The sequence below is a fragment of the Nocardioides sp. YIM 152588 genome, assembly GCF_040191335.1.
Taxonomy (GTDB): Bacteria; Actinomycetota; Actinomycetes; order Propionibacteriales; family Nocardioidaceae; genus Nocardioides.
On record NZ_JBEGDJ010000023.1, the window covers coordinates 1 to 21,868 of the forward strand.

General features: G+C 72.9%; 30 protein-coding genes. All 30 read left to right on the forward strand.

The window, feature by feature from the left end:
• A partial coding sequence (locus ABLM29_RS12520) for a flagellin (RefSeq protein WP_349714448.1) occupies positions 1–596 on the forward strand: 596 nt, incomplete at its 5' end.
• A 103-nt stretch (positions 597–699) separates the two neighbouring features.
• Positions 700–2,025: a flagellar filament capping protein FliD gene (fliD, locus tag ABLM29_RS12525; protein ID WP_349714449.1), complete on the forward strand. Its 1,326-nt coding sequence runs from the start codon at positions 700–702 to the stop codon at positions 2,023–2,025.
• A gap of 11 nt (positions 2,026–2,036) precedes the next feature.
• The gene (gene fliS / locus ABLM29_RS12530) at positions 2,037–2,429 is read left to right on the forward strand and encodes a flagellar export chaperone FliS (protein WP_349714450.1); all 393 of its coding nucleotides are present in this window, start codon (positions 2,037–2,039) and stop codon (positions 2,427–2,429) included.
• Entirely contained in the window at positions 2,426–2,758 is a 333-nt protein-coding gene (locus ABLM29_RS12535; protein ID WP_349714451.1) for a hypothetical protein, read from the forward strand. The genes fliS and ABLM29_RS12535 overlap by 4 nt, the downstream gene beginning before the upstream one ends.
• 114 nt (positions 2,759–2,872) lie before the next feature.
• Positions 2,873–3,253 carry a response regulator gene (locus tag ABLM29_RS12540; protein WP_349714452.1) on the forward strand — a complete coding sequence of 127 codons (381 nt, stop codon included), beginning with the start codon at positions 2,873–2,875 and terminating at the stop codon, positions 3,251–3,253.
• Positions 3,250–3,729, forward strand: coding sequence for a chemotaxis protein CheX (locus ABLM29_RS12545; RefSeq protein ID WP_349714453.1), 480 nt, complete (start codon positions 3,250–3,252; stop codon positions 3,727–3,729). Before ABLM29_RS12540 ends, ABLM29_RS12545 begins: the two co-directional genes overlap by 4 nt.
• Positions 3,730–3,773: 44 nt before the next feature.
• Positions 3,774–4,133 (forward strand): response regulator, encoded by a 360-nt coding sequence (locus ABLM29_RS12550; RefSeq protein WP_349714454.1) that lies wholly within the window; start codon positions 3,774–3,776, stop codon positions 4,131–4,133.
• A gap of 54 nt (positions 4,134–4,187) precedes the next feature.
• On the forward strand, positions 4,188–4,667 hold the full coding sequence (locus tag ABLM29_RS12555) for a hypothetical protein (RefSeq protein WP_349714455.1): 480 nt from the start codon (positions 4,188–4,190) through the stop codon (positions 4,665–4,667).
• Between the two features lie 208 nt (positions 4,668–4,875).
• Positions 4,876–5,232, forward strand: coding sequence for a flagellar basal body rod protein FlgB (locus tag ABLM29_RS12560; RefSeq protein WP_349714456.1), 357 nt, complete (start codon positions 4,876–4,878; stop codon positions 5,230–5,232).
• Positions 5,229–5,621 (forward strand): flagellar basal body rod protein FlgC, encoded by a 393-nt coding sequence (locus tag ABLM29_RS12565; protein ID WP_349714457.1) that lies wholly within the window; start codon positions 5,229–5,231, stop codon positions 5,619–5,621. Before ABLM29_RS12560 ends, ABLM29_RS12565 begins: the two co-directional genes overlap by 4 nt.
• Positions 5,618–5,968: a flagellar hook-basal body complex protein FliE gene (gene fliE, locus ABLM29_RS12570; RefSeq protein ID WP_349714458.1), complete on the forward strand. Its 351-nt coding sequence runs from the start codon at positions 5,618–5,620 to the stop codon at positions 5,966–5,968. Before ABLM29_RS12565 ends, fliE begins: the two co-directional genes overlap by 4 nt.
• 14 nt (positions 5,969–5,982) lie before the next feature.
• Complete coding sequence (fliF, locus tag ABLM29_RS12575; protein WP_349714459.1) at positions 5,983–7,563, forward strand: flagellar basal-body MS-ring/collar protein FliF; 1,581 nt, start codon at positions 5,983–5,985, stop codon at positions 7,561–7,563.
• On the forward strand, positions 7,560–8,591 hold the full coding sequence (gene fliG / locus ABLM29_RS12580) for a flagellar motor switch protein FliG (protein WP_349714460.1): 1,032 nt from the start codon (positions 7,560–7,562) through the stop codon (positions 8,589–8,591). Before fliF ends, fliG begins: the two co-directional genes overlap by 4 nt.
• A complete protein-coding gene (locus ABLM29_RS12585) occupies positions 8,575–9,312 on the forward strand; it encodes a FliH/SctL family protein (RefSeq protein ID WP_349714461.1) in 738 nt (245 codons plus the stop codon). Before fliG ends, ABLM29_RS12585 begins: the two co-directional genes overlap by 17 nt.
• Entirely contained in the window at positions 9,312–10,646 is a 1,335-nt protein-coding gene (locus ABLM29_RS12590; RefSeq protein WP_349714462.1) for a FliI/YscN family ATPase, read from the forward strand. The genes ABLM29_RS12585 and ABLM29_RS12590 overlap by 1 nt, the downstream gene beginning before the upstream one ends.
• On the forward strand, positions 10,643–11,107 hold the full coding sequence (locus tag ABLM29_RS12595) for a flagellar FliJ family protein (protein WP_349714463.1): 465 nt from the start codon (positions 10,643–10,645) through the stop codon (positions 11,105–11,107). Before ABLM29_RS12590 ends, ABLM29_RS12595 begins: the two co-directional genes overlap by 4 nt.
• Positions 11,104–12,138, forward strand: coding sequence for a transglycosylase SLT domain-containing protein (locus tag ABLM29_RS12600; protein WP_349714464.1), 1,035 nt, complete (start codon positions 11,104–11,106; stop codon positions 12,136–12,138). Before ABLM29_RS12595 ends, ABLM29_RS12600 begins: the two co-directional genes overlap by 4 nt.
• Positions 12,138–13,445, forward strand: a complete 1,308-nt coding sequence (locus ABLM29_RS12605) for a flagellar hook-length control protein FliK (RefSeq protein ID WP_349714465.1) — start codon at positions 12,138–12,140, stop codon at positions 13,443–13,445. Before ABLM29_RS12600 ends, ABLM29_RS12605 begins: the two co-directional genes overlap by 1 nt.
• An 8-nt stretch (positions 13,446–13,453) precedes the next feature.
• The gene (locus ABLM29_RS12610; RefSeq protein ID WP_349714466.1) at positions 13,454–13,957 is read left to right on the forward strand and encodes a flagellar hook capping FlgD N-terminal domain-containing protein; all 504 of its coding nucleotides are present in this window, start codon (positions 13,454–13,456) and stop codon (positions 13,955–13,957) included.
• Positions 13,958–13,998: 41 nt separating this feature from the next.
• A complete protein-coding gene (locus tag ABLM29_RS12615) occupies positions 13,999–14,862 on the forward strand; it encodes a flagellar hook-basal body complex protein (RefSeq protein WP_349714467.1) in 864 nt (287 codons plus the stop codon).
• A gap of 136 nt (positions 14,863–14,998) precedes the next feature.
• On the forward strand, positions 14,999–15,337 hold the full coding sequence (locus ABLM29_RS12620) for a flagellar FlbD family protein (RefSeq protein ID WP_349714468.1): 339 nt from the start codon (positions 14,999–15,001) through the stop codon (positions 15,335–15,337).
• Positions 15,334–16,104: a flagellar motor protein gene (locus tag ABLM29_RS12625; RefSeq protein WP_349714469.1), complete on the forward strand. Its 771-nt coding sequence runs from the start codon at positions 15,334–15,336 to the stop codon at positions 16,102–16,104. The genes ABLM29_RS12620 and ABLM29_RS12625 overlap by 4 nt, the downstream gene beginning before the upstream one ends.
• On the forward strand, positions 16,104–17,087 hold the full coding sequence (locus ABLM29_RS12630) for a flagellar motor protein MotB (RefSeq protein ID WP_349714470.1): 984 nt from the start codon (positions 16,104–16,106) through the stop codon (positions 17,085–17,087). Before ABLM29_RS12625 ends, ABLM29_RS12630 begins: the two co-directional genes overlap by 1 nt.
• Positions 17,084–17,515, forward strand: a complete 432-nt coding sequence (locus ABLM29_RS12635; protein WP_349714471.1) for a flagellar basal body-associated FliL family protein — start codon at positions 17,084–17,086, stop codon at positions 17,513–17,515. The genes ABLM29_RS12630 and ABLM29_RS12635 overlap by 4 nt, the downstream gene beginning before the upstream one ends.
• A 157-nt stretch (positions 17,516–17,672) precedes the next feature.
• Complete coding sequence (locus tag ABLM29_RS12640; RefSeq protein ID WP_349714472.1) at positions 17,673–18,614, forward strand: flagellar motor switch protein FliM; 942 nt, start codon at positions 17,673–17,675, stop codon at positions 18,612–18,614.
• Positions 18,611–19,423 carry a flagellar motor switch protein FliN gene (gene fliN, locus ABLM29_RS12645; protein WP_349714473.1) on the forward strand — a complete coding sequence of 271 codons (813 nt, stop codon included), beginning with the start codon at positions 18,611–18,613 and terminating at the stop codon, positions 19,421–19,423. Before ABLM29_RS12640 ends, fliN begins: the two co-directional genes overlap by 4 nt.
• Before the next feature lie 3 nt (positions 19,424–19,426).
• Positions 19,427–19,966 carry a FliO/MopB family protein gene (locus ABLM29_RS12650; protein ID WP_349714474.1) on the forward strand — a complete coding sequence of 180 codons (540 nt, stop codon included), beginning with the start codon at positions 19,427–19,429 and terminating at the stop codon, positions 19,964–19,966.
• Between the two features lie 50 nt (positions 19,967–20,016).
• Positions 20,017–20,808: a flagellar type III secretion system pore protein FliP gene (gene fliP / locus ABLM29_RS12655; RefSeq protein ID WP_349714475.1), complete on the forward strand. Its 792-nt coding sequence runs from the start codon at positions 20,017–20,019 to the stop codon at positions 20,806–20,808.
• Entirely contained in the window at positions 20,805–21,074 is a 270-nt protein-coding gene (locus ABLM29_RS12660) for a flagellar biosynthetic protein FliQ (RefSeq protein ID WP_349714476.1), read from the forward strand. The genes fliP and ABLM29_RS12660 overlap by 4 nt, the downstream gene beginning before the upstream one ends.
• 9 nt (positions 21,075–21,083) lie before the next feature.
• On the forward strand, positions 21,084–21,860 hold the full coding sequence (locus tag ABLM29_RS12665) for a flagellar biosynthetic protein FliR (protein ID WP_349714477.1): 777 nt from the start codon (positions 21,084–21,086) through the stop codon (positions 21,858–21,860).
• The last annotated feature ends 8 nt before the right edge of the window (positions 21,861–21,868 follow it).

The window sequence follows — 21,868 nt, forward strand, 5'->3', positions numbered from 1 at the left end:
TCTCGGTCGCCCAGACCGCGGAAGGCGCCCTCACCGAGGTCCACTCCATGCTCCAGCGCATGAACGACCTCGCCGTGCAGTACAACTCCGGCACCCAGAGCACCGAGTCCAGGGCCGCGCTGTCCGCGGAGTTCACCGCCCTGAAGACCGAGATCGGCCGGATCCAGGACAACACCAAGTTCAACGGCAACACGCTGTTCGCCGGCGCCGCCCTGACCTTCCAGGTCGGCTACGCCAACGGCGACACGATCCAGATCTCGGCCGCGTCGCTCACCGACTTCGACGGCGCCACCGGCGCCGGGACCATCGCCGCCGCGGTCATCACCGACAGCGACACGATCCAGGCCGCGATCACCACGATCTCGACCCAGCGCGGCGCCCTCGGCGCGATCCAGAACCGATTCGAGCACACCGTGAACTCGGTCAACGTGGCCATCGAGAACCTCTCCGCCTCGGAGTCGCGCATCCGCGACACCGACATGGCCCAGGAGATGATGAACCTGACCAAGAACCAGATCCTGTCCCAGGCCGGGACCGCGATGCTGGCCCAGGCCAACTCCGCCTCCCAGGGCGTCCTCCAGCTCCTCCAGGGCTGACCCGGACACACCTGATCCGCGCGTGCCGGTGGGACCCACCGGGCCCCACCGGCACGCGACAGGACGACCGACCTAGCAGAACGAGACGACAGGGAGCACGGGGATGGCATCGACCGCGAGCATCGGCGGCCTGGCCAGCGGCCTGGACACCGCCGGCATCATCGACAGCCTCATGCAGCTGGAGGCCATCCCGCAGACCAAGCTCAAGAACCAGGTCAGCACCGAAGAGTCCAAGGTCAGCGCGCTGCAGAGCATCAACGCCGCGCTGGCGACGCTGGCCACGACCGCGAAGGCGCTGGCCACCTCCTCCACCACGACCGGCACCTGGGGCACGCTGTCCACGACCTCCTCGAGCACCGCGGTCTCCGCGACCGCGACCGGGAGCGCCAGCGCCGGCACGCTGACGGTCAAGGTCGATTCGCTGGCCACCTCCGCGAAGGGCTCGCTCAGCGGCACCGCGCTCACCGCGGGCGCCACCTACACCCTCTCGGGCGTCACCGACGCCGACGGCAACGCGATCACGTTCACCACCGCGAGCGGCACCTACAAGGAGCTCGCGGCCTCGATCAACGCCACGTCGGCCACGAGCGGCCTGAAGGCGGTCGTGGTGAACGACGGCTCGGCGAACGGCGTACTCCAGGTGGTGTCCACGACGACGGGGGCCGCCTCCAACTTCTCGATCGTCGACGGCGGCGGCGCGGAGCTCATCGCGGGCACCGGCGGCGCCGACGGCCAGATCACGGTCAACGGGGTGAGCATCACCGGCTCCTCCAACACCTACGCCAACGTCGTCGACGGCGTGTCGATCACCGCGACCGCGGTCACCGACACCGACGCGACGATCACGCTGGCGCGGGACGCGTCGACCCGCGGCGACGCCGTCAAGGGTCTGGTCGACGCGATCAACAACGTGCTGACCATGATCAGCACCCAGACCAAGGCCAACGGCGCCGACACCTCCTCCTCGGGGGTGCTCACCGGCGACAGCACCGTCCGCCAGGCCGGGCAGGCGCTGATCAACGCGATCTGGCCGGGCGGCACCACCTCGCTGGCCCAGTACGGCGTGGAGCTGGACCGCTACGGCCAGTACACCTTCGACGCCGACAAGTTCGCCGAGGCCTACGCCGCCGACCCCGACGGCGCGACCGCGGCCTTCGTCGGCACCGACGGGCTGGCGTCCCGGATCCAGGCCGCGGCCGAGGCCGCCTCGGACAAGTACGACGGCTACATCACCTCGTCCATCGCCGGCCGCAACAGCACGATCGAGCGGCTCAACGACAGCATCGACTCCTGGGACGACCGGCTCGAGCTGCGACGCGCGACCCTCGAGCGCCAGTACACCGCGCTGGAGACCGCCCTCTCCCAGCTGAACTCGCAGTCGGACTGGCTGACCAGCCAGCTCGCCTCCTTGACCAAGTCCTCGGACTGAAGGGGAACCCCATGACCAGCAGCGCCCTCGCCGGCAGTGCCCGCGCCGCCTACACCAGCAACGCCCTGACCACGGCCTCCCCCGCCCGCCTCCTCGTCATGCTCTGGGACCGCCTGGTCCTCGACATCACGCGCGGCGCGGCCGCGATCGACACCGCCGAGTGGGACGAGGCGCGCACCAACCTGCTGCACGCCCAGGACATCGTCGTCGAGCTCGAGGTCAGCCTCGACGTCGAGGCGATGCCGGCCGGTCGCCAGCTCGCGTCGCTCTACGAGTACCTGCGCGGTCGGTTGGTGCACGCCAACATCCACCGCGACCCGGCGGCCGCCCGGGAGGCCCTCAAGCTCGCCTCCGAGCTGGCCGAGACCTGGCGCCAGGCGGCGATGACGGCGGCTGTCCAGTGAGCGCCGCCGCGCCGAAGGCGCCCGAGTCCTGGGAGGAGGCGCTGCAGCGCCTCGAGGCCCACGTGGACCGCGCCGAGGGGATCATCAGCGGCCTGGCCGCCCCCGACGAGGACCACACCCACGAACCGTGGGTCGAGCCCACCGGACTGGGCCCGATGCCGACCGAGTTCCTCTTCCGCGCCAAGGAGCTGCTGGAGCGCCAGCAGCGGCTGATGGCGACGCTGCCGGCGCTGCTGGCCGACAACCAGTCCCAGCGCGCGGTGGCCGCCAAGGTCAGCGACGCCACCGCGGTCAAGAGCGGCCCGGTCTACCTCGACGTCACCGCCTGAGCCACCGGCTCATCCGCGAGTCGGCAGAAAGTTTCTGCCGACTCGCGTCGTTTTTGCGGCCGCCGACCGCGGCCGACGCCTCAGGAGCGGGCCCGACCCGACGATGAGTACGGCATGCGAGCGCTGATCATCGACGACTCCCGCACGATGCGCAGCATCCTGCGCCGGATCGTCACGGGCGTCGGCTTCGAGACCGCCGAGGCGGGCGACGGCCAGGAGGCCCTGGAGCGGATGGAGGACGGGTTCGTCCCGGACGTCTGCCTGGTCGACTGGAACATGCCGGTGATGGACGGCTACACGTTCGTCACCCGCGTGCGGGACAACCCCGAGTGGCGCAACGTCACCCTGATGATGGTGACCACCGAGAGCGAGCACGCCCAGATCGTGCGCGCGCTCGCCGCCGGCGCCCACGAGTACGTGATCAAGCCGTTCACCCCCGAGGCGATCGTCGAGAAGCTCGACCTCCTCGGCCTCATCGCCCGGGAGTCCGTGTGAGCACCCTGCAGGAAGCCCCCTCGACCGACGACGTCCTGGCCATCACCGAGGACGTCTGGCGCTCGCTGGTCGGCGAGGACGAGGGACTCGTCCCCGCGCCGCCGGCGCCCGGGCCGTACGACACCGCGTCGCCGTGGTCGGCGACGGTGACCGTCAGCGGCGGCTGGCACGGCAGCATCACCGTCGAGCTCGGCGACGACCTGGCCCGCTCCCTGACCCGGCGGATGCTGGCGATGACCGAGGACGAGGCGCTCGAGGACGCGGACCTGGCCGACGCCGTGGGCGAGCTGGTCAACATGGTCGGCGGCAGCCTGAAGAGCATCCTGCCCGGCCCCAGCGCGCTGTCCCTGCCGACCGTCGCGGCGGGACGCGCCGCCTTCGGCACCGAGACCGTCGAGGCCGCGCGCCTCGACGCCCACTGGCGGGAGCACGCGCTGCGGGTCAGCGTGCACCTGCCCACGAACCCGCCCGCCTGACGCGGGCGCCCCCACCAGCAGCGACAGCACCGAGGAGCACCACCATGAAGATCCTGATCGCCGACGACAGCCGGGTCATGCGGCAGATCGTGATCCGCACCCTGCGCCAGGCCGGCCACGGCGGCCACGACATCGTGGAGGCCGAGAACGGCCGCCAGGCGCTGGACATGGTCGCCACCGAGGCGCCCGACCTCGTCCTGTCGGACTGGAACATGCCCGAGATGAACGGCATCGACTGCCTGGTCGCGCTGCGCGGCACCGGCTCGCAGGTCCCGTTCGGCTTCGTGACCTCCGAGGGCTCGGAGGAGATGCGCGAGCGGGCGGCCGCAGCCGGCGCCGCGTTCCTGATCGCGAAGCCGTTCACCCCCGAGGCGTTCGACGAGGCGCTGCGCGCCGTCGTCTGACGCGACGCCGCCCGCCCCGTCCGCACCGCCCGCACCACGTTCCCGGAGGCCACGATGCCCGTCCACCTGCCCCAGCCCAAGGAGATGCGCGACGTCCTGACCGGCCTGCTCGGCCGCGAGGTGACGCTGCGCCCGGGCACGCCCTTCGCGCCGGGCCCGGACACCCCCGCCACCGTGGCGCTGTACGTCGACGACAGCGTCCGGATCGCGGCCGTGATCGCCTGCGACCTGGCGTTCTCGGCGTACGCCGGCGGCGCGATCGGCCTCACCCCGGCGACCGGCACCCAGGCCGCGATCGACGACGGCAAGCTCGACGACACCCTCGCGGAGAACCTGCGCGAGGTGCTCAACATCGTCGCCTCGGTCTTCAACGCTCCCGGCGCGGACCACCTGCGGCTGCACGACATGCACCCGGCCGGCCCGCCGCTGGAGCCGTGGGTGCGGATGCACACCCTGACCCTGGGGCGCCGCGAGGACCTGATCGTCGACGTCGCCGGGTACGGCGAGGGCCAGCTCTCGATCATCCTGGTCTGACGCGGGCCCACTCCCCCGGGGCCCGCGTCACCAGGCGCCAGGAGTCCGGTTGATTCAGGACTTCGTCCTGAATCCGTCCCGGAAGTCACACCCGCCTCATGTTCCCCACGCGGGAGCCGATGACCCACGCGAGCACGGATTGCTCGCCCCGACGCCGAAGGACCGGCACCCTCCTCCATTCTCGGTGGAACTCACAGAGGGAAGACACGTGTCCTTTGCTGCGTCCGACGCCGTCGGCCTGGTCCTGCACACGGCGATCAACGGCCTGTCCCTGCGCCAGCGGGTGACCGCCGACAACATCGCGAACCTCGACACCCCCGGCTTCCGGGCCAGTGCCGTCGACTTCGAGAGCGCGCTCGAGACCGCGATCGCGCGGGGCCAGCTCGACACCCCGATCTCCGCCTCCACGGCGCCCACGCAGACCCCGGTCGGGGAGAACGGCAACAACGTCGACCTCCGCAAGGAGTCGATGGCCGCCATCCAGACCCAGTACCAGTACCAGATCATGGGCCGCGCGATCAGCGACCGGCACACGATCCTGGCGACCGTGGCAGGTGCCCAGTGAGCGCCTTCGAGGCCCTGCGGATCGCCAACAGCTCGCTCGGCTCCCACCAGGTGTGGCTGGACGCGCTGGCCAACAACATCGCCAACGCCAACACCGTGCGGCCCACCGACGAGGACGCCTTCCAGGCGACCTACGTGGTCCTCGACCAGGTCGAGCAGGGCGGCGTCAAGGTCACCGGCTTCGAGGCGTCCGACGCCGAGGGCCGGATGGTCTACGACCCGGCCAACCCGGTCGCCGACGAGAACGGCATGGTGCGGGCCCCCGACATGGACATGTCCGACCAGATGAGCGAGCTGATCATGGCCCAGCGCGGGTTCCAGGCGTCGGTGCAGACCACCAAGCACGCCCAGGACACCTACAGCGCGGCGATCCAGATCGGGGCGAAGTGAGCATCGGGCCGCTGGAGCTCTCCAGCATCCTCCCCGGGCAGACCGGCGCCTTCGCCGGCTCCGTCTCCGGCGTCGGCCTGGCGCCGGCCGACGTGTCGGGCACCTCCGGCGCGGACGGCGTCAGCGGCGCCGAGTTCGGCGACCTGCTCATCGACGGCATCGACCGTCTCGAGGGGCTCACCGACAAGGCCGACAACCTCGCCGTCCAGGCCGCGACCGGCCAGCTGGAGAACATCCACGACTACACGATCGCGGCGAGCGAGGCGCAGGTCGCCACCCAGATGACGGTCGCCCTGCGCAACAAGGCGCTCGAGGCGTTCAACGAGATCATGCGGATGCAGGTCTGAGCGGGGTCTGAACCATGCGCACCAAGCTCACCTCGTCGCTCGCCCAGGCACGCGGCACGTTCTCCGAGTTCACGGTCGGCCAGAAGGCCGTCGCGATCGTCGGCGGCGGCGCGCTGCTCATCGCGGCGTTCCTCGTCTTCCGCTGGGTGGCCACGCCCACCTACGCCCCGCTGTACTCCAGCCTCTCCGGCGCCGACGCCTCGGCCGTCATCGACGAGCTCGAGACCGAGGGCGTGCCCTACAAGATCACCGGCAACGGCAGCACCGTCATGGTGCCCCGCTCCGACGTCTACTCGACCCGGATCGCGCTCTCCGGCAAGGGGCTGCCCGCCAGCAGCGACACCGGCTACAGCCTGCTCGACGACCAGGACCTCTCCACCTCGGAGTTCAAGGAGCAGACCGACTTCAAGCGGGCCATGGAGGGCGAGCTCTCCAACACCGTCGAGGCGATCGACGGCGTCCGCACCGCGGTGGTCCACCTCGCGATGCCGGAGAAGGAGGTCTTCACCGACGAGCAGGACCCGGCGACGGCGTCCGTGCTGGTCGACACCTCCCCCGGCACCACCCTCGACGACGAGCAGGTGCAGGCGATCGTCCACCTGGTCGCCTCCAGCATCGACGGGCTGGACCCCAAGAAGGTCACCGTCGCCGACTCCACCGGCAAGGTGCTCTCCAACCCCGAGGAGGGGACCGACGGCGTCGCCTCGACCCGCGCCAAGGCCGTCGAGCAGTACCAGAGCTCGGTGCAGGCCAAGATCCAGGCGCTGCTGGACAAGGTCGTCGGCCCCGGCAACTCCAGCCTCGCCGTGACCGCCCAGCTCGACTTCGACAAGGCCGTCACCGAGACCAACGAGTACCTCCAGCCCGCCGACGACGCCCCGCCGCTGACGTCGGCCGAGACCAGCGAGGTCTACACCGGCGCCGCCGCCGACGACGAGGTGGGCGGCGTGCCCGGCCCGACCGGCGACATGGGCGAGGACGCCACCACCGACGCCGACAGCTCCTACTCCAACACCAGCCGGACCGTCGACAACCCCTACGGCACCCGCGCCGAGCGCCGCGAGTCCGCCGCCGGCGCCCTGGAGCAGCTGAACATCAGCGCCGCCGTCGACGCCACCGCCGCCGCGAGCATCGACCCCACCGCGATCAAGGAGATGATCTCCGCCGCCGTCGGGATCAAGCCCAAGCGCGGCGACACCGTCGAGGTCACCGTCGTCCCGTTCGACCGGACCGCCGAGGAGGCCGCCGCCGCCGCGCTGGCGGAGGCCGCCGCCGACGACGCCCGGACCGAGCGGATGACGATGCTGCGCAACATCGGCATCGGCGGCTTCATCGCCCTGGCCGTGCTCCTCGCCTGGGTCCAGGCCCGCCGCCGCGCCGCGGCCCGCGCCCAGGCCACCGAGTACGTCGTCGAGCAGATCAGGGCCGACCAGGCGGCCCGCGCCGTCGAGGCCGCCCCGGCCGTCGCCGCCCTCGAGGTGGCCGAGGAGACCGAGGAGGACCGGATCCGCGACGAGCTGCTCGACCTGGTCGACAAGCAGCCCGAGGACGTCGCCGCGCTCCTCCGCGGCTGGCTCGTGGAGCCGCGGCCATGACCATCGCGACCACCTCCAGCCCGGTGATCGCCGGGCTCGGCATCCGCAAGGCCGCCGTACTGCTGGTGCAGCTCGGCAAGGACCGCGCCTCCCAGGTGCTCTCCCACCTCAGCGACTCCGAGGTGGAGGCGATCTCCGCCGAGATCACCCGCCTCGACTCGATCACCGCTGCCGAGCGGACATCGGTGATGGGCGAGTTCCATGACCTGGTCACCGCCCACGCGCACGTCGTCCAGGGTGGCTTCGGGTTCGCCGAGCAGCTGCTCCAGCAGTCCCTGGGCGCCGACCGCGCCAAGGAGGTCATGGAGCGCCTGCACGCCGCGGCGGTGCAGATGCCCTTCCAGTTCCTGCACCGGGCCGACCCCGCGCAGCTGCGCGGGTTCATCGCCGACGAGCACCCCCAGGTGGTCGCGCTGGTGCTGGCCCACATGGCCCCGGACAAGGCCTCGCTGCTGCTCAGCGGCCTGCCCGCCCACCAGCAGGCCGTCGTCGCCCACCGGATCGCGGTGATGGACCGCACCTCGCCGGAGATCGTCCGCACCGTCGAGAGCGTGCTGGAGCGCAAGCTCTCCTCGATGCTATCGCCGGCGGAGGTCTCCCAGGTCGGCGGCCTCGACCCGCTGGTCGACATCATCAACCGCTCCGACCGCCCCACCGAGCGCCAGATCGTCGAGGGCCTGGAGGGCCTCGACGCCTCGCTCGCCGAGGAGGTCAAGAGCCGGATGTTCATGTTCGAGGACATCACCGGCCTCGACGATCGGTCCGTGCAGCAGGTGCTGCGCCAGGTCGACAACGCCGAGCTGGCGCTGGCGATCAAGGGCGTCAGCGCGGGCGTGCGCACCAAGATCACCTCCAACCTCTCCGAGCGCGCGGCGCAGAACCTGCTGGACGAGGTCGACCTGCTCGGCGCGGTCCGCCTGGCCCAGGTCGAGGAGGCGCAGCAGAGCGTCATCCGCACCATCCGCCAGCTCGAGGAGCAGGGCCAGATCACGATCCGACGCGGGACCGAAGATGAGTTCGTCGTCTGAGCGCGTCACCGCGCCCGCGTCCGGGCCGGCGGTCGTGGTCGGGGCCGACGCGGCCGGCCTGGCCCCGGTGGCGCTGCCCGAGCTGCGCCGCGGCTCGTGGACCCGCCTCGGTGGCTCCTCGGTCCTCGGCGACGAGCTGACCGAGTCGCTGCTGGGCGGTCTCGCCGACCAGGCCCGCGACGCCGCCACGGCGCAGGGGTACGCCGTCGGCTGGGCCCAGGGTCGCCGCGAGGCCGCCGCGGAGGCGGCCGAGCAGGCCCGCCTGGTCGACGCCGACCGCGCCGCCGAGGACGCCCGCCGCGAGGCCGAGCACCGCGTCGCGGTCGAGGCGCTGGCCACCGCCGCCGCCGAGGTCCGGGGCGTGCTGGCCGGCCTCGCCGCCGACCTCGAGGCCCAGGGCACCGAGCTGGCCTGGGCGCTGGTCGAGGAGCTGCTGGGCCACCAGATCCGCGCCGAGGCCGGCGCCGACGTCGTGCGCCGCGTGCTCGCCGTGCTGCCGGAGGAGCCGCTGGCCACCGTCCGACTCCACCCCGACGTGGTCGGGATCGCCGCCGCGGCCGAGCTGGCCGACCGGGGGCTGACCGTCCGCACCGACCGGGGGCTCGCCCCCGGCGACGCCGTCGTCGAGTGCGACGGCTCCGTGGTCGACCTGCGCCTGGACCGGGCCCGCGAGCGGGTCCGCCGGGCGCTCGGCGCCGACCCGGACGACGGGGTGTACTGATGGCCGTCCTGACCCCCGCGATCGCCGCGCGCGCTCACGCCGCGACCCGACCGCTCCACCTGGGCACCGTGACCGAGCTCGTCGGCCTGCACCTGGTCGTGCGCGGCGTCGACGTCGCCGTGGGCGACCTGGTCGAGATCGAGGCGGCGGCCGCCCCGGGCACCCCGGGCGCCCCGCTGCTCGCCGAGGTCGCAGCGCTGCGCCCCGGCGAGGCGATCTGCCTGCCGCTCGGCAGCACCTCCGGCGTACGGACCGGGGACCTGGTCCGCGCGACCGGCGGCCCGCTGCGGATCCGGGTCGGCGACGCGCTGCGCGGCCGGGTGCTCGACGGCCTCGGCCGTCCCGTCGACGGCGGCCCCCGCCTCGGCGCCGAGGGCGACGGCACCGTCGAGGTGCCGGTCGACAACACCGCGCCGGGCGCGCTCTCCCGGCCGCGGATCACCGAGCCGCTCGGCCTCGGCGTGCGGGCCCTGGACGCCCTGGTCCCCTGCGGCCGCGGCCAGCGGATCGGGATCATGGCCGGCTCCGGCGTCGGCAAGTCGTCCCTGCTCTCGATGATCGCCCGCGGCACCGACGCGGCCGTCAACGTGATCGCGCTGGTCGGCGAGCGAGGCCGCGAGGTCCGCGAGTTCATCGACGGCGACCTCGGCCCCGAGGGCCTGGCCCGCTCGGTGGTCGTGGTCGCCACCTCCGACGCACCGGCCGTGGAGCGGATGCGCGCGGCCTTCACCGCGACCCGCATCGCGGAGTGGTTCCGCGACGCCGGCCGCGACGTGATGCTGATGATGGACTCCCTGACCCGCGTCGCGATGGCGCAGCGCGAGATCGGCCTCTCCGCCGGCGAGCCGCCGGCGACCCGCGGCTACCCGCCCAGCGTGTTCGGCCTGATGCCGCGCCTGCTGGAGCGGGCGGGCACCTCGGAGCGCGGCTCGATCACCGGGCTCTACACGGTGCTGGTCGAGGGCGACGACCTCCAGGACCCGATCGGCGACACCGCGCGGTCCATCCTGGACGGCCACGTGGTCCTCTCCCGCGACCTGGCCACCGCCGGCCACTTCCCCGCCGTCGACGTGCTGGAGTCGATCTCCCGGGTCACCTCGGCGGTGACCACGCCCGCGCAGCAGGAGACCGCCCGCGCGCTGCGGCGGATGCTCGCCGCGCACCGCTCCGTCAAGGAGCTCGTCGAGATCGGCGCCTACCAGCGCGGCGCCGACCCGCACGCCGACGCCGCGCTGGCCCGGCTCCCCCGCATCGAGGCGTTCCTGCAGCAGCGGATGGACGACGCCACCCCGACCGCCCGCACCTGGGCGCTGCTCGAGGAGCTGGTCGCATGAGCACCCACCGCGACGACCGCGGCCTGGACGCGGTGCGCCGCGTGCGCGAGGTCCGCGAGCAGGACAGCCGGCTCGGCCTGCAGCGCGCGGTCGCCGAGGAGGGCGCCGCCACCGACCGCCTCGCCGGCCTGCAGGGTCGGCTGGCCGACGCCTCGGTCCCCGCCGAGAGCTCCCCCGGCGCGCTGCTGATCCTGCGTACCGCCCTGGGCTTCCTCGGCGACCGGGTGGTCGACGCCCGCGACGCGACCCGCACCGCGGAGGCGGTGACCGTCGATGCGCGCGGCCACTGGAGCGCCGACCGCAGCCGGCTGGTCGCGGTCGAGCACCTGCTCGCCCGGCGCGCCGAGCAGCGCCGCCGCGAGGCCGACCGCCGCGAGGCCCGGGACGCCGACGACCTCGCCGCGCAGCGCTGGATGCGCGGCGCTGCCGAGGCGGCCGCGGGGACGGAGGCGCGCCGATGAGCCTGGACACCGTCACCGCGCGGATCGGCGAGATCCAGTCGCGGATCAACCAGCTGGCCCAGTTCAGCGCGCCGCTGGCCGCCGCGACGACCACCGCCGCCTCGACCTCCGGCACGAGCAGCGCGACCAGCGCCGCGGAGTTCGCCTCCACCCTCTCCACCACGCTGAGCGCCCGCACCACCACCACCGCCGGCGGCGTGACCGGCGACGACGTCGTCGCGGAGGCGCGGAAGTACCTCGGCGTCCCCTACGTGTGGGGCGGCACGGACCCGACGAAGGGCCTCGACTGCTCGGGGCTGGTGCAGCTGGTCTACAAGAACCTCGGCTACGACCTGCCGCGCGTCTCCTACCAGCAGGCCGCCGAGGGCACCCCGGTCGCCAGCCTCGCCGAGGCCCGGCCCGGCGACCTCATCGCGTGGGACAACTCCAGCCGCAACGACGGCGTCGACCACATCGCCATCTACATCGGCGACGGGAAGATGATCGAGGCGCCCCGCACCGGCCTGGACGTGCGGATCATCGACGTCCCGACGACGCCGGACGTGATCCGCCGGATCATCCCCGACGGCGGGGTGAGCGCCACCGCGGGCGCACGCACCGTGACCGGCACGACGGCGCCCCGGACCCTCGCCGGGATGGACGCCCGGGTGGCGAGCACCGTCCCCTACGCGAACCTGATCAACGCCGCGGCCTCGCGCACCGGCGTGCCCGGCGAGCTGATCGCGGCCGTCGCGCGGCAGGAGTCGGGCTTCGACCCGACCGCGGTCAGCTCGGCCGGCGCCCAGGGCCTGATGCAGCTGATGCCCGGCACCGCCGCCGGCCTCGGCGTGACGAACTCCTTCGACCCGGCGCAGGCGATCGACGGCGGCTCCCGGCTGCTGGCGTCGCTGCTGGACCGGTTCGGCAGCGTCGACCTCGCGCTGGCGGCGTACAACGCCGGACCCGGCGCGGTGCTCCGGTACGACGGCGTGCCGCCGTACGCGGAGACCCAGAACTACGTGAAGAGCGTGATGGCGATGGTGAGGTCCTGATGAGCATCACTCCGTTCGTCCCGGTGCCGGTCGCGGCACCCGCGCCCGCGGCGCCGCAGCGGGGCACCGACGGCGGCACCGACGCCGAGGCCCGCAAGGGCGACGGCGAGGCGTCGTTCGCCGCGCTGCTGCTCGGCTTCGCGGCGCCGACCGTCCCGACCGTGCCGGCTGTCCCGACCACGCCGACCGCGCCGACCGCGCCGAGCGACCCCACCCCCGAGTCGGCGGTCGTGCCCGCCGAGTCGGCAGTCGTGCCCACCGAGTCGGCAGCTGTTCCGACCGCGTCGCCGGTCGTGCCCGCTGTCGCGCCGGGGGCCGGCACCACCGGCACCACCGGCACCGCCACCGCGCCGGTGGCCGTCCCGCGGGTGCACGCCGGCACGGCCGAGGCTCCGGCCCCCGCCCCGAGCACCACCGCACCGTCGACCCCGAGGGTCCCGGCAGGGATCGCGGCGACCCCGGCTCCCGGCGACGGCGCGTCCGACGCCGGCGACGGCGGGACCCAGCACCGGGAGATGCCGGCGCGGGCCGTGCCGGCCAGCGCGGGCCCGGCCTCAGGAGGGTCGTCCCCGGACGCCGACACGGCGGCCGCGGGCACCAGCCCCCACTCGGCGGGATCGACCGCCAACTCGGCCGGCACCGGTGCCAGCTCGGTGGTCGGCGCGACCGTCGCCACGACGGGCAGCACCGCCACGGCCCAGGCCGCCGGCGCCCCGACCACCGGCGGCAGCCCCACCGCGGAGGCCGCGCTGCGCCGCGTCTTCCCCGAGATCACCCGGATGAGCACCGCCGGCAACGGCACCCACCGGCTCACCCTGGTGCTGCAGCCCGAGCACCTCGGCGAGGTCCGCGTGAACCTGGTGGTCCGCGACGGCTCGGTGCGGGTCACGATCGCCGGCGATCCCGGCAACACGGCCGTGCAGCGCGCGCTGGAGTCGGGCGCCCACCAGCTGCAGCGGATGATCGAGCTCGCCGGCGCCTCCGAGGCCCGGGTCCGGGTGGGCGACCACGCGTTCGGCCAGCTCGCCACGACCGCCGCCTCGGCCGGGCAGGCCGGTCAGCCCGGAGGCCAGCCCGGAGGCCAGGCATCGGCCCAGGGCGGCGGCCTCACCGACGCCGGCACGGGTGCCGGCACCGACGCCGGCCAGGGCCAGGACGGCTCGGCCGCCGGCTCCCGCCGCGAGGGCGGCGCGCCCGCCTGGCGCACCGGCACCGACGCCGCAGCCGCCACGACCACGAGCCCGACCACCGCAACCAGCCTCGGCCGGCCGGGCGACCCGAGCGGTCGCCTGGACCGGTCCCTGTAAGGAGCACCATGTCCGTCTCCGCCACCGAGGGCGTCTCGCCGTTCGCGCTCGCCTCCTCCACCACCACGAGCACCTCCACGTCGTCGTCCTCCGACGACAAGCAGATGTTCCTGGAGCTGATGGTCGCCCAGCTGCGCTACCAGGACCCGCTCAACCCGACCGACTCCAGCGAGTTCCTCGCCCAGTCCGCGCAGTTCAGCGCGCTGGAGGCGATGCAGGACGTCGCGGACCAGACCGCGCTGCTGGCCACCTCCCAGCTCGCGTTCGGCGCCACCGCGATGATCGGCAAGACCGTGCGGTGGAACGACGAGGACGGCGTCGAGCAGACCGGCACCGTGCAGGGCACCACCTTCACCGCCACCGGCCCGGTGCTCAGCGTGGACGGCCAGGAGGTCTCGCTCTTCGGCGTCACCAGCGTCGGCGACGCGCCGACCATCACGGCCGGCACCAGCACCAGCACCAGCACCAGCACCACCGACAGCACCAGCACGTCCGACAGCACCACCGCCTGACCCGGCAGCACTGATCCAGCACCAACGAAAGGTTCCACACCATGTTGCGTTCCCTCTTCGCCGGCATCAGCGGCCTGCGGACCAACCAGACCATGCTCGACGTGACCGGCAACAACATCGCCAACGCGAACACCACCGGCTTCAAGTCCAGCAGCACGATCTTCTCCGACACCCTCAGCCAGATGCTGACCGCGGCGTCGGGCGGCAACGCCGAGCGTGGCGGCACCAACCCGGTCCAGGTCGGCCTCGGCGTACAGCTCGCGGCGACGAGCCTCAACTTCAACCAGGGCTCGGCGCAGACCACCGGTCGCACCACCGACGTGATGATCCAGGGCGACGGCTTCTTCGTCCTGGCCGACGGTGCGGAGAACCTCTACACCCGCGCCGGCGCGTTCACGTTCGACAACTCCGGCACGCTGGTCGCGCCGAACGGCATGCGCGTGCAGGGCTACGCGCTCGACGCCGCCGGCGACGCGACCGGCGCCATGGTCGACGTCCGCCTCGACCTCGTCACCCCGCCGGCCGGCGTCGAGCTGACGTCGTACTCGATCTCGGCCGACGGCAAGGTCCGCGGCGTCTACTCGGACGGCGTGCAGCGCGACATCTGCCAGCTCGCCGTCGCCAACTTCACCAACCCGATGGGCCTGGAGAAGGTCGGCGACACCGCGTTCCGCGAGTCCGCGAACTCCGGGGCCCCGAACGCCGACCTCGCCGCCGGCACCCCGGCCGTCGCGGGACTGGGGCAGCGCGGCCAGCTGATGGCCGGCGCGCTGGAGATGTCGAACGTCGACCTGTCGGCCGAGTTCACCAACCTGATCCTGGCCCAGCGCGGCTTCCAGGCCAGCTCGCGGGTGATCACCACCAGCGACCAGGTGCTGGAGGAGCTGGTCAACATCAAGCGCTGACCCGCACCGCCTGGATCACGCCCAGGCACTCAAGTCACCCGTGGCCCGGCCGATCAGGAGATCTGCCGGGCCACGGACGGTCCTGCTCCCGAATCGGGCGCCGCACTGGTGCCGACCGCACACGGAGGTGCGCCCCATGATCTCGCTGACCCGTCTCTCCGGTTCGGCGTTCCTGCTGAACGCCGACCTGATCGAGCGCGTGGACAGCACCCCCGACACCGTGGTCACGCTCGTCGACGGCACGAAGTACGTCGTCTCCGAGGCGCCCGAGGTGGTGCTGGCCGAGGTCGTCGACTACCGCGCCCGGATCGTCGCCCGCGCGCCGCTGTTCGAGCACGACGCGTCCGGTGCCCGCGCCGGGGGCGCCGGCCCGGCCGGCGGCTCCACGCACCTGTCGGCGGTGCCGAGCACCGCGGTGCCGACCACCGCGGGGCGCCGCGCCGCGCCGCACCGCAACCGGGGGGCCGACTCATGAAGGACCGCGCATCGATGCTGGGCATCGGCCTGGCGTTCATCATCATCGTCGTCTCGAACATCCTCGAGGGCGGCAACCCGACCAGCCTCCTGCTGCTGCCGCCGATGCTGCTGGTCTTCGGCACCACGATCATGGTCACCGTCGCCGGCGGCACCATGGCCGACGCCAAGGACGCGGTGAAGAACTTCAAGCGCGCGCTCACCGACGGCGTCGCCCCCGCCGAGGACCTGGTGCCCGAGGTGGTCTCCCTGGCGGAGAAGGCCCGTCGCGAGGGCCTGCTGGCCCTGGAGGACAGCGTCCGCGACGTCGACGACCCGTTCCTGGTCAAGGGCGTCACAATGGCCATCGACGGCACGGACCCCGAAGAGCTCCGCGACATCATGGAGTCCGAGCTGCGCGCCAAGCGCAAGGACGACAAGCAGGCCGCGAAGTTCTTCAACGACGCCGGCGCCTACGCGCCGACCATCGGGATCATCGGCACGGTCATGGGCCTGGTGCACGTGCTGGAGAACCTGGCCGCGCCCGAGGAGCTGGGCCACCTGATCGCCGCCGCCTTCGTGGCGACGTTGTGGGGCGTCACCTCCGCCAACGTGATCTGGCTGCCGATCGGCAGCCGGCTCAAGCGCATCGGCGAGCTGGAGTGCGCCCGGATGGAGCTGGCCATCGAGGGCGTCGCCGCCATCCAGGCAGGCTCGAACCCGCGCCTCGTGGCCGAGAAGCTGCGCTCCCTGATCCCCACGGCCACCGCGGACGTCGAGGCGGCCTGATGTCGACCGCCCCGAAACGGCGGCACCAGCGCCACGACGACCACGACGACGAGCACGGCGGCGGCCACGAGCGCTGGCTGGTGACCTACGCCGACATGGTCACGCTCCTGATGGTGCTCTTCATCGTCATGTTCGCGATGTCGACCGTGGACGCCACCAAGTACGAGGAGCTCAAGAACAGCCTCGCCAACGGCTTCGGCAACCCCTCCATCCTGGAGGGCAACAACTCGGTGATGGACGGCTCGAGCTCGGGCACCGAGGACGACTTCAGCATGCTGATGGACGGCCTCCCCGACAGCACCCGGTCGGTGGTGAGCGAGGCGCTGGAGGAGGCCGACAAGCTCCGCGACCAGCGGCGCTACGCCCAGGCCCAGGCCGAGCTGGACCGCATGATCCGGATCTGGGACAAGGCCGACGCGGCGCTGAAGAAGGCCGGCCTGCGCGGCGACGTGCGGGCGAGCGTGAACGACCGCGGCCTGGTGATCAGCCTGGTCTCCCGGCACGTCGTGTTCCTGCCCAACATCGCCGACCTGACCACCCGCGGCCAGCGGGTCGTCGACGCCCTGGCGCCGGTGCTCGCCGCGCTGCCGGAGCAGATCGAGATCGACGGGCACACCAACCAGGTGAAGGTGAAGCCGAAGTACTACCCGACCGACTGGGAGCTCTCAGTGGCCCGCGCGGTGCACGTGCTGCGCCGGCTGCAGGAGGCCAACGGGCTGCCGGCCACCCGGCTCCAGGCCACCGGGTTCGGCCACACCCGCCCGCTGGTGGACCCGAAGAAGCCCGGCTCGCAGGCCGTCAACAAGCGCGTCGACCTGGTCGTCCTCAGCGACGCCGACGCCTCGACGCGAGCCCTGACCGAGGAGCTGTTCAAGGAGCAGTACGGCGACCGGCCGCGACGCGACCTGACGCCCGACCTGAGCGCCGCTCCGCGACCGGACCCGAGCAGCGACCGAACCGCCGATGAGGAGACAGCCTCGTGACCGCCACCCTGCAGCCCGCCGAAGCGGCCGCCCCGCCGAAGAAGTCCCGTAGCCGCCTGCTGCTCGCGCTGGTGGTGGTCGTCGCCGTCGCCGCCGGCGGGTGGTACTTCTTCCTCAAGCCGGCCGGCGCCCCCAAGGAGCCGGAGCCGGGCGAGGTGGTCCGCCTCGAGTCGATCCAGGTCAACCTCGCCGACGGCCACTACCTGCGCCTGGGCATGGCGCTCCAGCTGAGCACGGACGCCTCCCACGGGGCCGACGGCGCCAAGGCCCAGGACGCCGCGATCGGGCTCTTCAGCGGCCTGCCGATGCAGGAGGTCAACAAGGCCAGCGAGCGCGAGAAGCTCCGCGAGCGCCTCAACGAGATCCTCGAGGCGAGGTACCACCACGAGGTGCTCGAGGTGTACTTCTGGGAGTTCGTCACCCAGTAGCGCCGACCAGGAGCCCGGGCCGATGTCCCGGGTCCTCGGGACGACGTCCCGCACCCCCTCACCCGTTCGGGTCACGGGGGTCCCGAACCTGGGCCCGGAAGGTCCCAGGGTCGTCGTTGTGACTCAGGTCCCCGACGCGGGCGACGATGGACCACTCGTGACCCCCGGACCGGCCGCGCACAGCGGCCAGCGAGCCCGACGGCGGACGCGCGCGATCGACGCGACGCCGTACGACTTCCGGCGCCCGATCCAGCTCTCCCGCGAGCACCAGCGCACCCTCCAGCTCGGCTTCGACGGCTTCGCCCGCCAGGCGACGACCGTCTTCACCAGCTCGCTGCGGACGGTGTGCACCATGAACCTGGTCGACATCGCGCAGCGGACCTACTCCGAGTACGTCGACAGCCTCGGCTCGTCCACCTTCATGACGCTCTTCTCGGCCGAGCCGATGCCGGGCACCGGCGTGCTGGAGATCCCGATGTTCGCGACCATGTCGTGCGTCGACCACATGCTCGGCGGTCCCGGATCGGACAGCCAGCCCAACCGGCCGCTCACCGAGATCGAGCAGGGCGTGATCCGCGGCCTGGTCGACCGGCTGCTGGCCGAGATGCGCTACTCGCTGGGCGGCATCGTGGCGCTGGACCCCGTCGTCACCGGCATCGAGTACAGCCCGCAGTTCGCCCAGGTGGCCGGCGCGTCGGACGTGATGGTCGTGGTCACCTTCGAGCTGCGGATCGGCGCCCGGGACCACCAGGTCACCGTCTGCCTGCCGTTCTCCGGCCTGCTCCCGTACCTGGCGCACTCCACCGGCGCCGGGTCGATGTCGGACCGCGAGCGCAACCAGCGCGCGCACTCGGCCAACCTGCTGCAGCAGCACTTCACCGAGGTGCCGGTCTCGGTCGCGGTGCGGTTCCGGCCGTTCCGGATGGACCCCGCCACCATCGCCGGCCTCGAGCCCGGCGCCGTGCTCCGCCTGGGGCACCCGTCCACGGCGCCCCTGGACGTCGCCGTCGGCGACACCACCTTCGCGCACGCCACCCCGGGGGCCCGCGGGCACCGCCAGGCCGCGCTCATCGTCACCACCCCCGAGGAGGACTCATGACCGACGCACCCGAGCAGCTCGCCGAGGCGGTCGCGACGGCCGTCGCCGGCGCGCTCCCGTCGCAGGCGCCGCTGACCACGGCACCCGCGCAGGAGGGGTCGGCCCACGTCACGTCCGCGTTCGCGGGCGCGGTCGCCGCCGACCTCGACGGCGGGGTGCCGGGCCCGGTGGTGCTGTGCGTCGGCTCGGAGCTGGTCGACGCGCTGGCGCAGAGCCCGTTCGGCGAGCTCGACCTGGCGTCCGCGGTGCAGCCGGCCCTGGATCTCGCCGCCGCCGGCCTCGGCGCCCAGGCGCGCCCGGCCCGGGTGCTCGACCTCGGCGCGGACGGCACCGACATCACGGCCGTGCTGGGCGGCCCGTTCCTCACGGTGCCGCTGATCGGCACCGGCATCGCGGCCGCCGTGCTGATCTCGCACGCGACCGCCCAAGGAGCCCGCACCCCGGTCGACGTCGCTGTGGGGGCGGCGGCCGAGCCGGGCGCTGCGGCCGACGCGGGGGCGGCGGACCGGCCCGCCGAGCCGTTCGTCCCCGCGTTCGGGTCCGCCCCGGCGCCCCGGATGGCCCGCGGGCTGGAGATGCTGCACGGCGTCGACATGGAGGTCACCGTCGAGCTGGGCCGCACCCGGATGACGGTGCGCGACCTGCTGGCGCTGACCCCGGGCGCCGTCCTGGAGCTGGACCGGGCGGCGGGCAGCCCGGCCGACCTGCTGGTCAACGGGCGCCTGGTGGCCCGGGGCGAGGTCGTCGTCGTGGACGAGGACTTCGGGCTCCGGGTGACCGAGATCGTCGACGCGGCCGCGGCGGTGTGAGCGATGACTGACGGTGCTCCCTCGATGGTCGAGCTCGGCTTCCGCCTGGTCGGTTGCCTGGCGCTGGTCGTCGGCCTGCTGTTCCTGATCGCCCGGTTCGCCAACCGGCGCTTCACCGCCGCGGCGGGCGCCCCGGTCCAGGTGATCGCCCGGCAGCAGATCACCCGGTCGAGCGGCATCGCGGTGGTCACCGTCGGCGACCGCGTGCTGGTGGTCGGCACCACCGACCAGCAGGTCTCGCTGCTCGCCGAGCTCGAGCCCGACGAGCTGGTCGACCCGGTCGTGCCCGGCGCGGACCTCGACGACCTCGACGCCTTCGGGGGCCTGGACGACCTCGAGGAGCGGGACCACCTCGAGGAGCGGGGCGGACGGGACCGCGAGCCCGTGGCGGCCGGCAGGGTGCCGAGCCAGCGCCGGGCGGACGCGGCCCCGACCGACGGCGCGCTGGCCGGGTCGGTGCTCTCCCCGGCCACCTGGAAGCAGACCCTCGCGTTCTTCACCGGCGCCGACTCGACCGACCGGCCGCGCCGGTCCGTCGGCTGACGTCGCTCCTCCGCGCTCCCTCCCCCATGAGCCCGACCCCGCTCCGCGCCGTGAGGCGCGCCCTCGTCCTGGTCCTCGGCCTCGCCGCCGGCCTGCTGGTCCCGCTGCTCGGCGGGGTCGCGCACGCGGCGCCGACCGGCCCCAACGGACCGAACGGCCCCAGCGGCGACGCCACCGTCCAGATCGACCTCGGCGGCCTGACCGACGAGCCCAGCAACGGCCTCGTCATGCTGCTGGCGCTCACCCTGCTGAGCCTGCTGCCGGCGATCATGCTGACCTGCACCAGCTTCACCAAGATCCTCGTGGTGCTGGGCCTGACCCGCAACGCGCTGGGCCTGCAGCAGACGCCGAACAACCAGGTCCTGGCCGGCCTGGCGCTGTTCCTCAGCCTCTTCATCATGGCGCCCGTCCTGGGCGCCATCAACGACGCCGGCGTCCAGCCCTACCTGGACGGGCAGAAGACGACGTCGCAGGCGTGGAACGACGGCCTGGAGCCGCTGCGCGGCTTCATGCTGGACAACACCGGCGACGACGAGCTGAAGCTGCTCACCAGCGTCGCCGACCGTGACCTGCCCGAGGACCGCGACGACGTGTCGACGGCGACGCTGATCCCGGCGTTCGTCCTGTCGGAGCTCAAGGACGCCTTCATCATCGGGTTCATCATCTTCATCCCGTTCCTGGTCATCGACATCGTCGTCAGCGGCGCGTTGATGAGTCTCGGCATGATGATGATGCCGCCGGTGATGGTGTCGCTGCCGTTCAAGCTGCTGCTGTTCGTCATGGTCGACGGCTGGGCGCTGGTGATCAGGTCGCTCGTCTCCTCCTACGGGGGTGGCGGGTGAGCGACACCGCCATCATCGAGATCGCCCTGAAGACGATGATGGTCGCGATGCAGCTGTCGGCGCCGATCCTGGCGACCGCGCTGTCGGTCGGCTTCGCGATCTCCCTGTTCCAGTCGATGACGCAGGTGCAGGAGTTCACGCTCTCCTTCGTGCCCAAGCTGGTCGCGGTCGGTACCGCGCTGCTGGTCTCGGGCAACTGGATGCTGCACACCCTGATGGCGTTCACCTACGAGCTGTTCGACATGCTGCCCGGCCTGCTGGCCTGAGGGACCCGGATGACCATCACGGTGGACGGGGCGCCGTTGCTGGCGCTACTGCTGGCCTCGGTGCGCGTGGCCGCGTGGCTGGTGGTGGTGCCGCCGTTCTCGACCCGCGCGATCCCCGTGATGGGCAAGGTGGTGCTCTCGGTCGGGCTGGCGATGGCGATGGCGCCGACCCTGGCCTCCTCCCCGCTGCCCAGCACCGTCGTCGAGCTGGCGATCAGCGCCCTGCTCCAGGTGCTGATCGGGGTCGGCATGGGCTACGTGACGATGCTCCTGTTCGCCGCCGTCGCGGCGGCGGGATCGCTGGTGGACCTGTTCGGCGGCTTCGCGGTGGCCAGCGCCTGGGACCCGCTGTCGGCCAACGTCAACACGGTCTTCGGCCGCTTCCACCAGATGCTCTTCACCGCGCTGCTGCTGGTCTCCGGCGGCCACCTGCTCGTCATCGGCGGGCTGCTCAGCACGTTCTCCTACGTGCCGCTGGCCGGGCCGACCGGGCTCTTCGACGCCTCCGGCTGGCCGGAGCTGCTGATCACCGCGTTCTCGATGTTCTTCACCGTCGCCGTGCAGATCGCGCTGCCCATGATCGCGGTGCTCTTCGTGGCCGACCTGGCGCTCGCGCTGCTGACGAAGGTGGCGCCGCAGCTGAACGCGATCAACGTGATGTTCCCCGCCAAGATCGGCCTCACGCTGCTCCTGCTGGGGCTGACGTTCCCGCTGCTGCCCGGCGCCGTGAGCCGGATCGTCGACCTGGCCAACGAGGCCATGGCGACGATGGTCGGGGCCGGCTGAGCCGGCGG

Excerpts from the sequence above, each read along its gene's own strand:
- fliS (WP_349714450.1), top strand. The coding sequence starts at position 2,037 with ATGACCAGCAGCGCCCTCGCCGGCAGTGCCCGCGCCGCCTACACCAGC.
- fliD (WP_349714449.1), top strand. The coding sequence starts at position 700 with ATGGCATCGACCGCGAGCATCGGCGGCCTGGCCAGCGGCCTGGACACC.
- ABLM29_RS12625 (WP_349714469.1), top strand. The coding sequence starts at position 15,334 with ATGAAGGACCGCGCATCGATGCTGGGCATCGGCCTGGCGTTCATCATC.
- ABLM29_RS12550 (WP_349714454.1), top strand. The coding sequence starts at position 3,774 with ATGAAGATCCTGATCGCCGACGACAGCCGGGTCATGCGGCAGATCGTG.
- ABLM29_RS12555 (WP_349714455.1), top strand. The coding sequence starts at position 4,188 with ATGCCCGTCCACCTGCCCCAGCCCAAGGAGATGCGCGACGTCCTGACC.
- ABLM29_RS12630 (WP_349714470.1), top strand. The coding sequence starts at position 16,104 with ATGTCGACCGCCCCGAAACGGCGGCACCAGCGCCACGACGACCACGAC.
- fliF (WP_349714459.1), top strand. The coding sequence starts at position 5,983 with ATGCGCACCAAGCTCACCTCGTCGCTCGCCCAGGCACGCGGCACGTTC.
- ABLM29_RS12615 (WP_349714467.1), top strand. The coding sequence starts at position 13,999 with ATGTTGCGTTCCCTCTTCGCCGGCATCAGCGGCCTGCGGACCAACCAG.
- fliG (WP_349714460.1), top strand. The coding sequence starts at position 7,560 with ATGACCATCGCGACCACCTCCAGCCCGGTGATCGCCGGGCTCGGCATC.
- ABLM29_RS12540 (WP_349714452.1), top strand. The coding sequence starts at position 2,873 with ATGCGAGCGCTGATCATCGACGACTCCCGCACGATGCGCAGCATCCTG.
- ABLM29_RS12595 (WP_349714463.1), top strand. The coding sequence starts at position 10,643 with ATGAGCACCCACCGCGACGACCGCGGCCTGGACGCGGTGCGCCGCGTG.
- ABLM29_RS12610 (WP_349714466.1), top strand. The coding sequence starts at position 13,454 with ATGTCCGTCTCCGCCACCGAGGGCGTCTCGCCGTTCGCGCTCGCCTCC.
- ABLM29_RS12665 (WP_349714477.1), top strand. The coding sequence starts at position 21,084 with ATGACCATCACGGTGGACGGGGCGCCGTTGCTGGCGCTACTGCTGGCC.
- ABLM29_RS12585 (WP_349714461.1), top strand. The coding sequence starts at position 8,575 with ATGAGTTCGTCGTCTGAGCGCGTCACCGCGCCCGCGTCCGGGCCGGCG.
- ABLM29_RS12605 (WP_349714465.1), top strand. The coding sequence starts at position 12,138 with ATGAGCATCACTCCGTTCGTCCCGGTGCCGGTCGCGGCACCCGCGCCC.
- ABLM29_RS12600 (WP_349714464.1), top strand. The coding sequence starts at position 11,104 with ATGAGCCTGGACACCGTCACCGCGCGGATCGGCGAGATCCAGTCGCGG.
- ABLM29_RS12650 (WP_349714474.1), top strand. The coding sequence starts at position 19,427 with ATGACTGACGGTGCTCCCTCGATGGTCGAGCTCGGCTTCCGCCTGGTC.
- fliN (WP_349714473.1), top strand. The coding sequence starts at position 18,611 with ATGACCGACGCACCCGAGCAGCTCGCCGAGGCGGTCGCGACGGCCGTC.
- ABLM29_RS12620 (WP_349714468.1), top strand. The coding sequence starts at position 14,999 with ATGATCTCGCTGACCCGTCTCTCCGGTTCGGCGTTCCTGCTGAACGCC.
- ABLM29_RS12590 (WP_349714462.1), top strand. The coding sequence starts at position 9,312 with ATGGCCGTCCTGACCCCCGCGATCGCCGCGCGCGCTCACGCCGCGACC.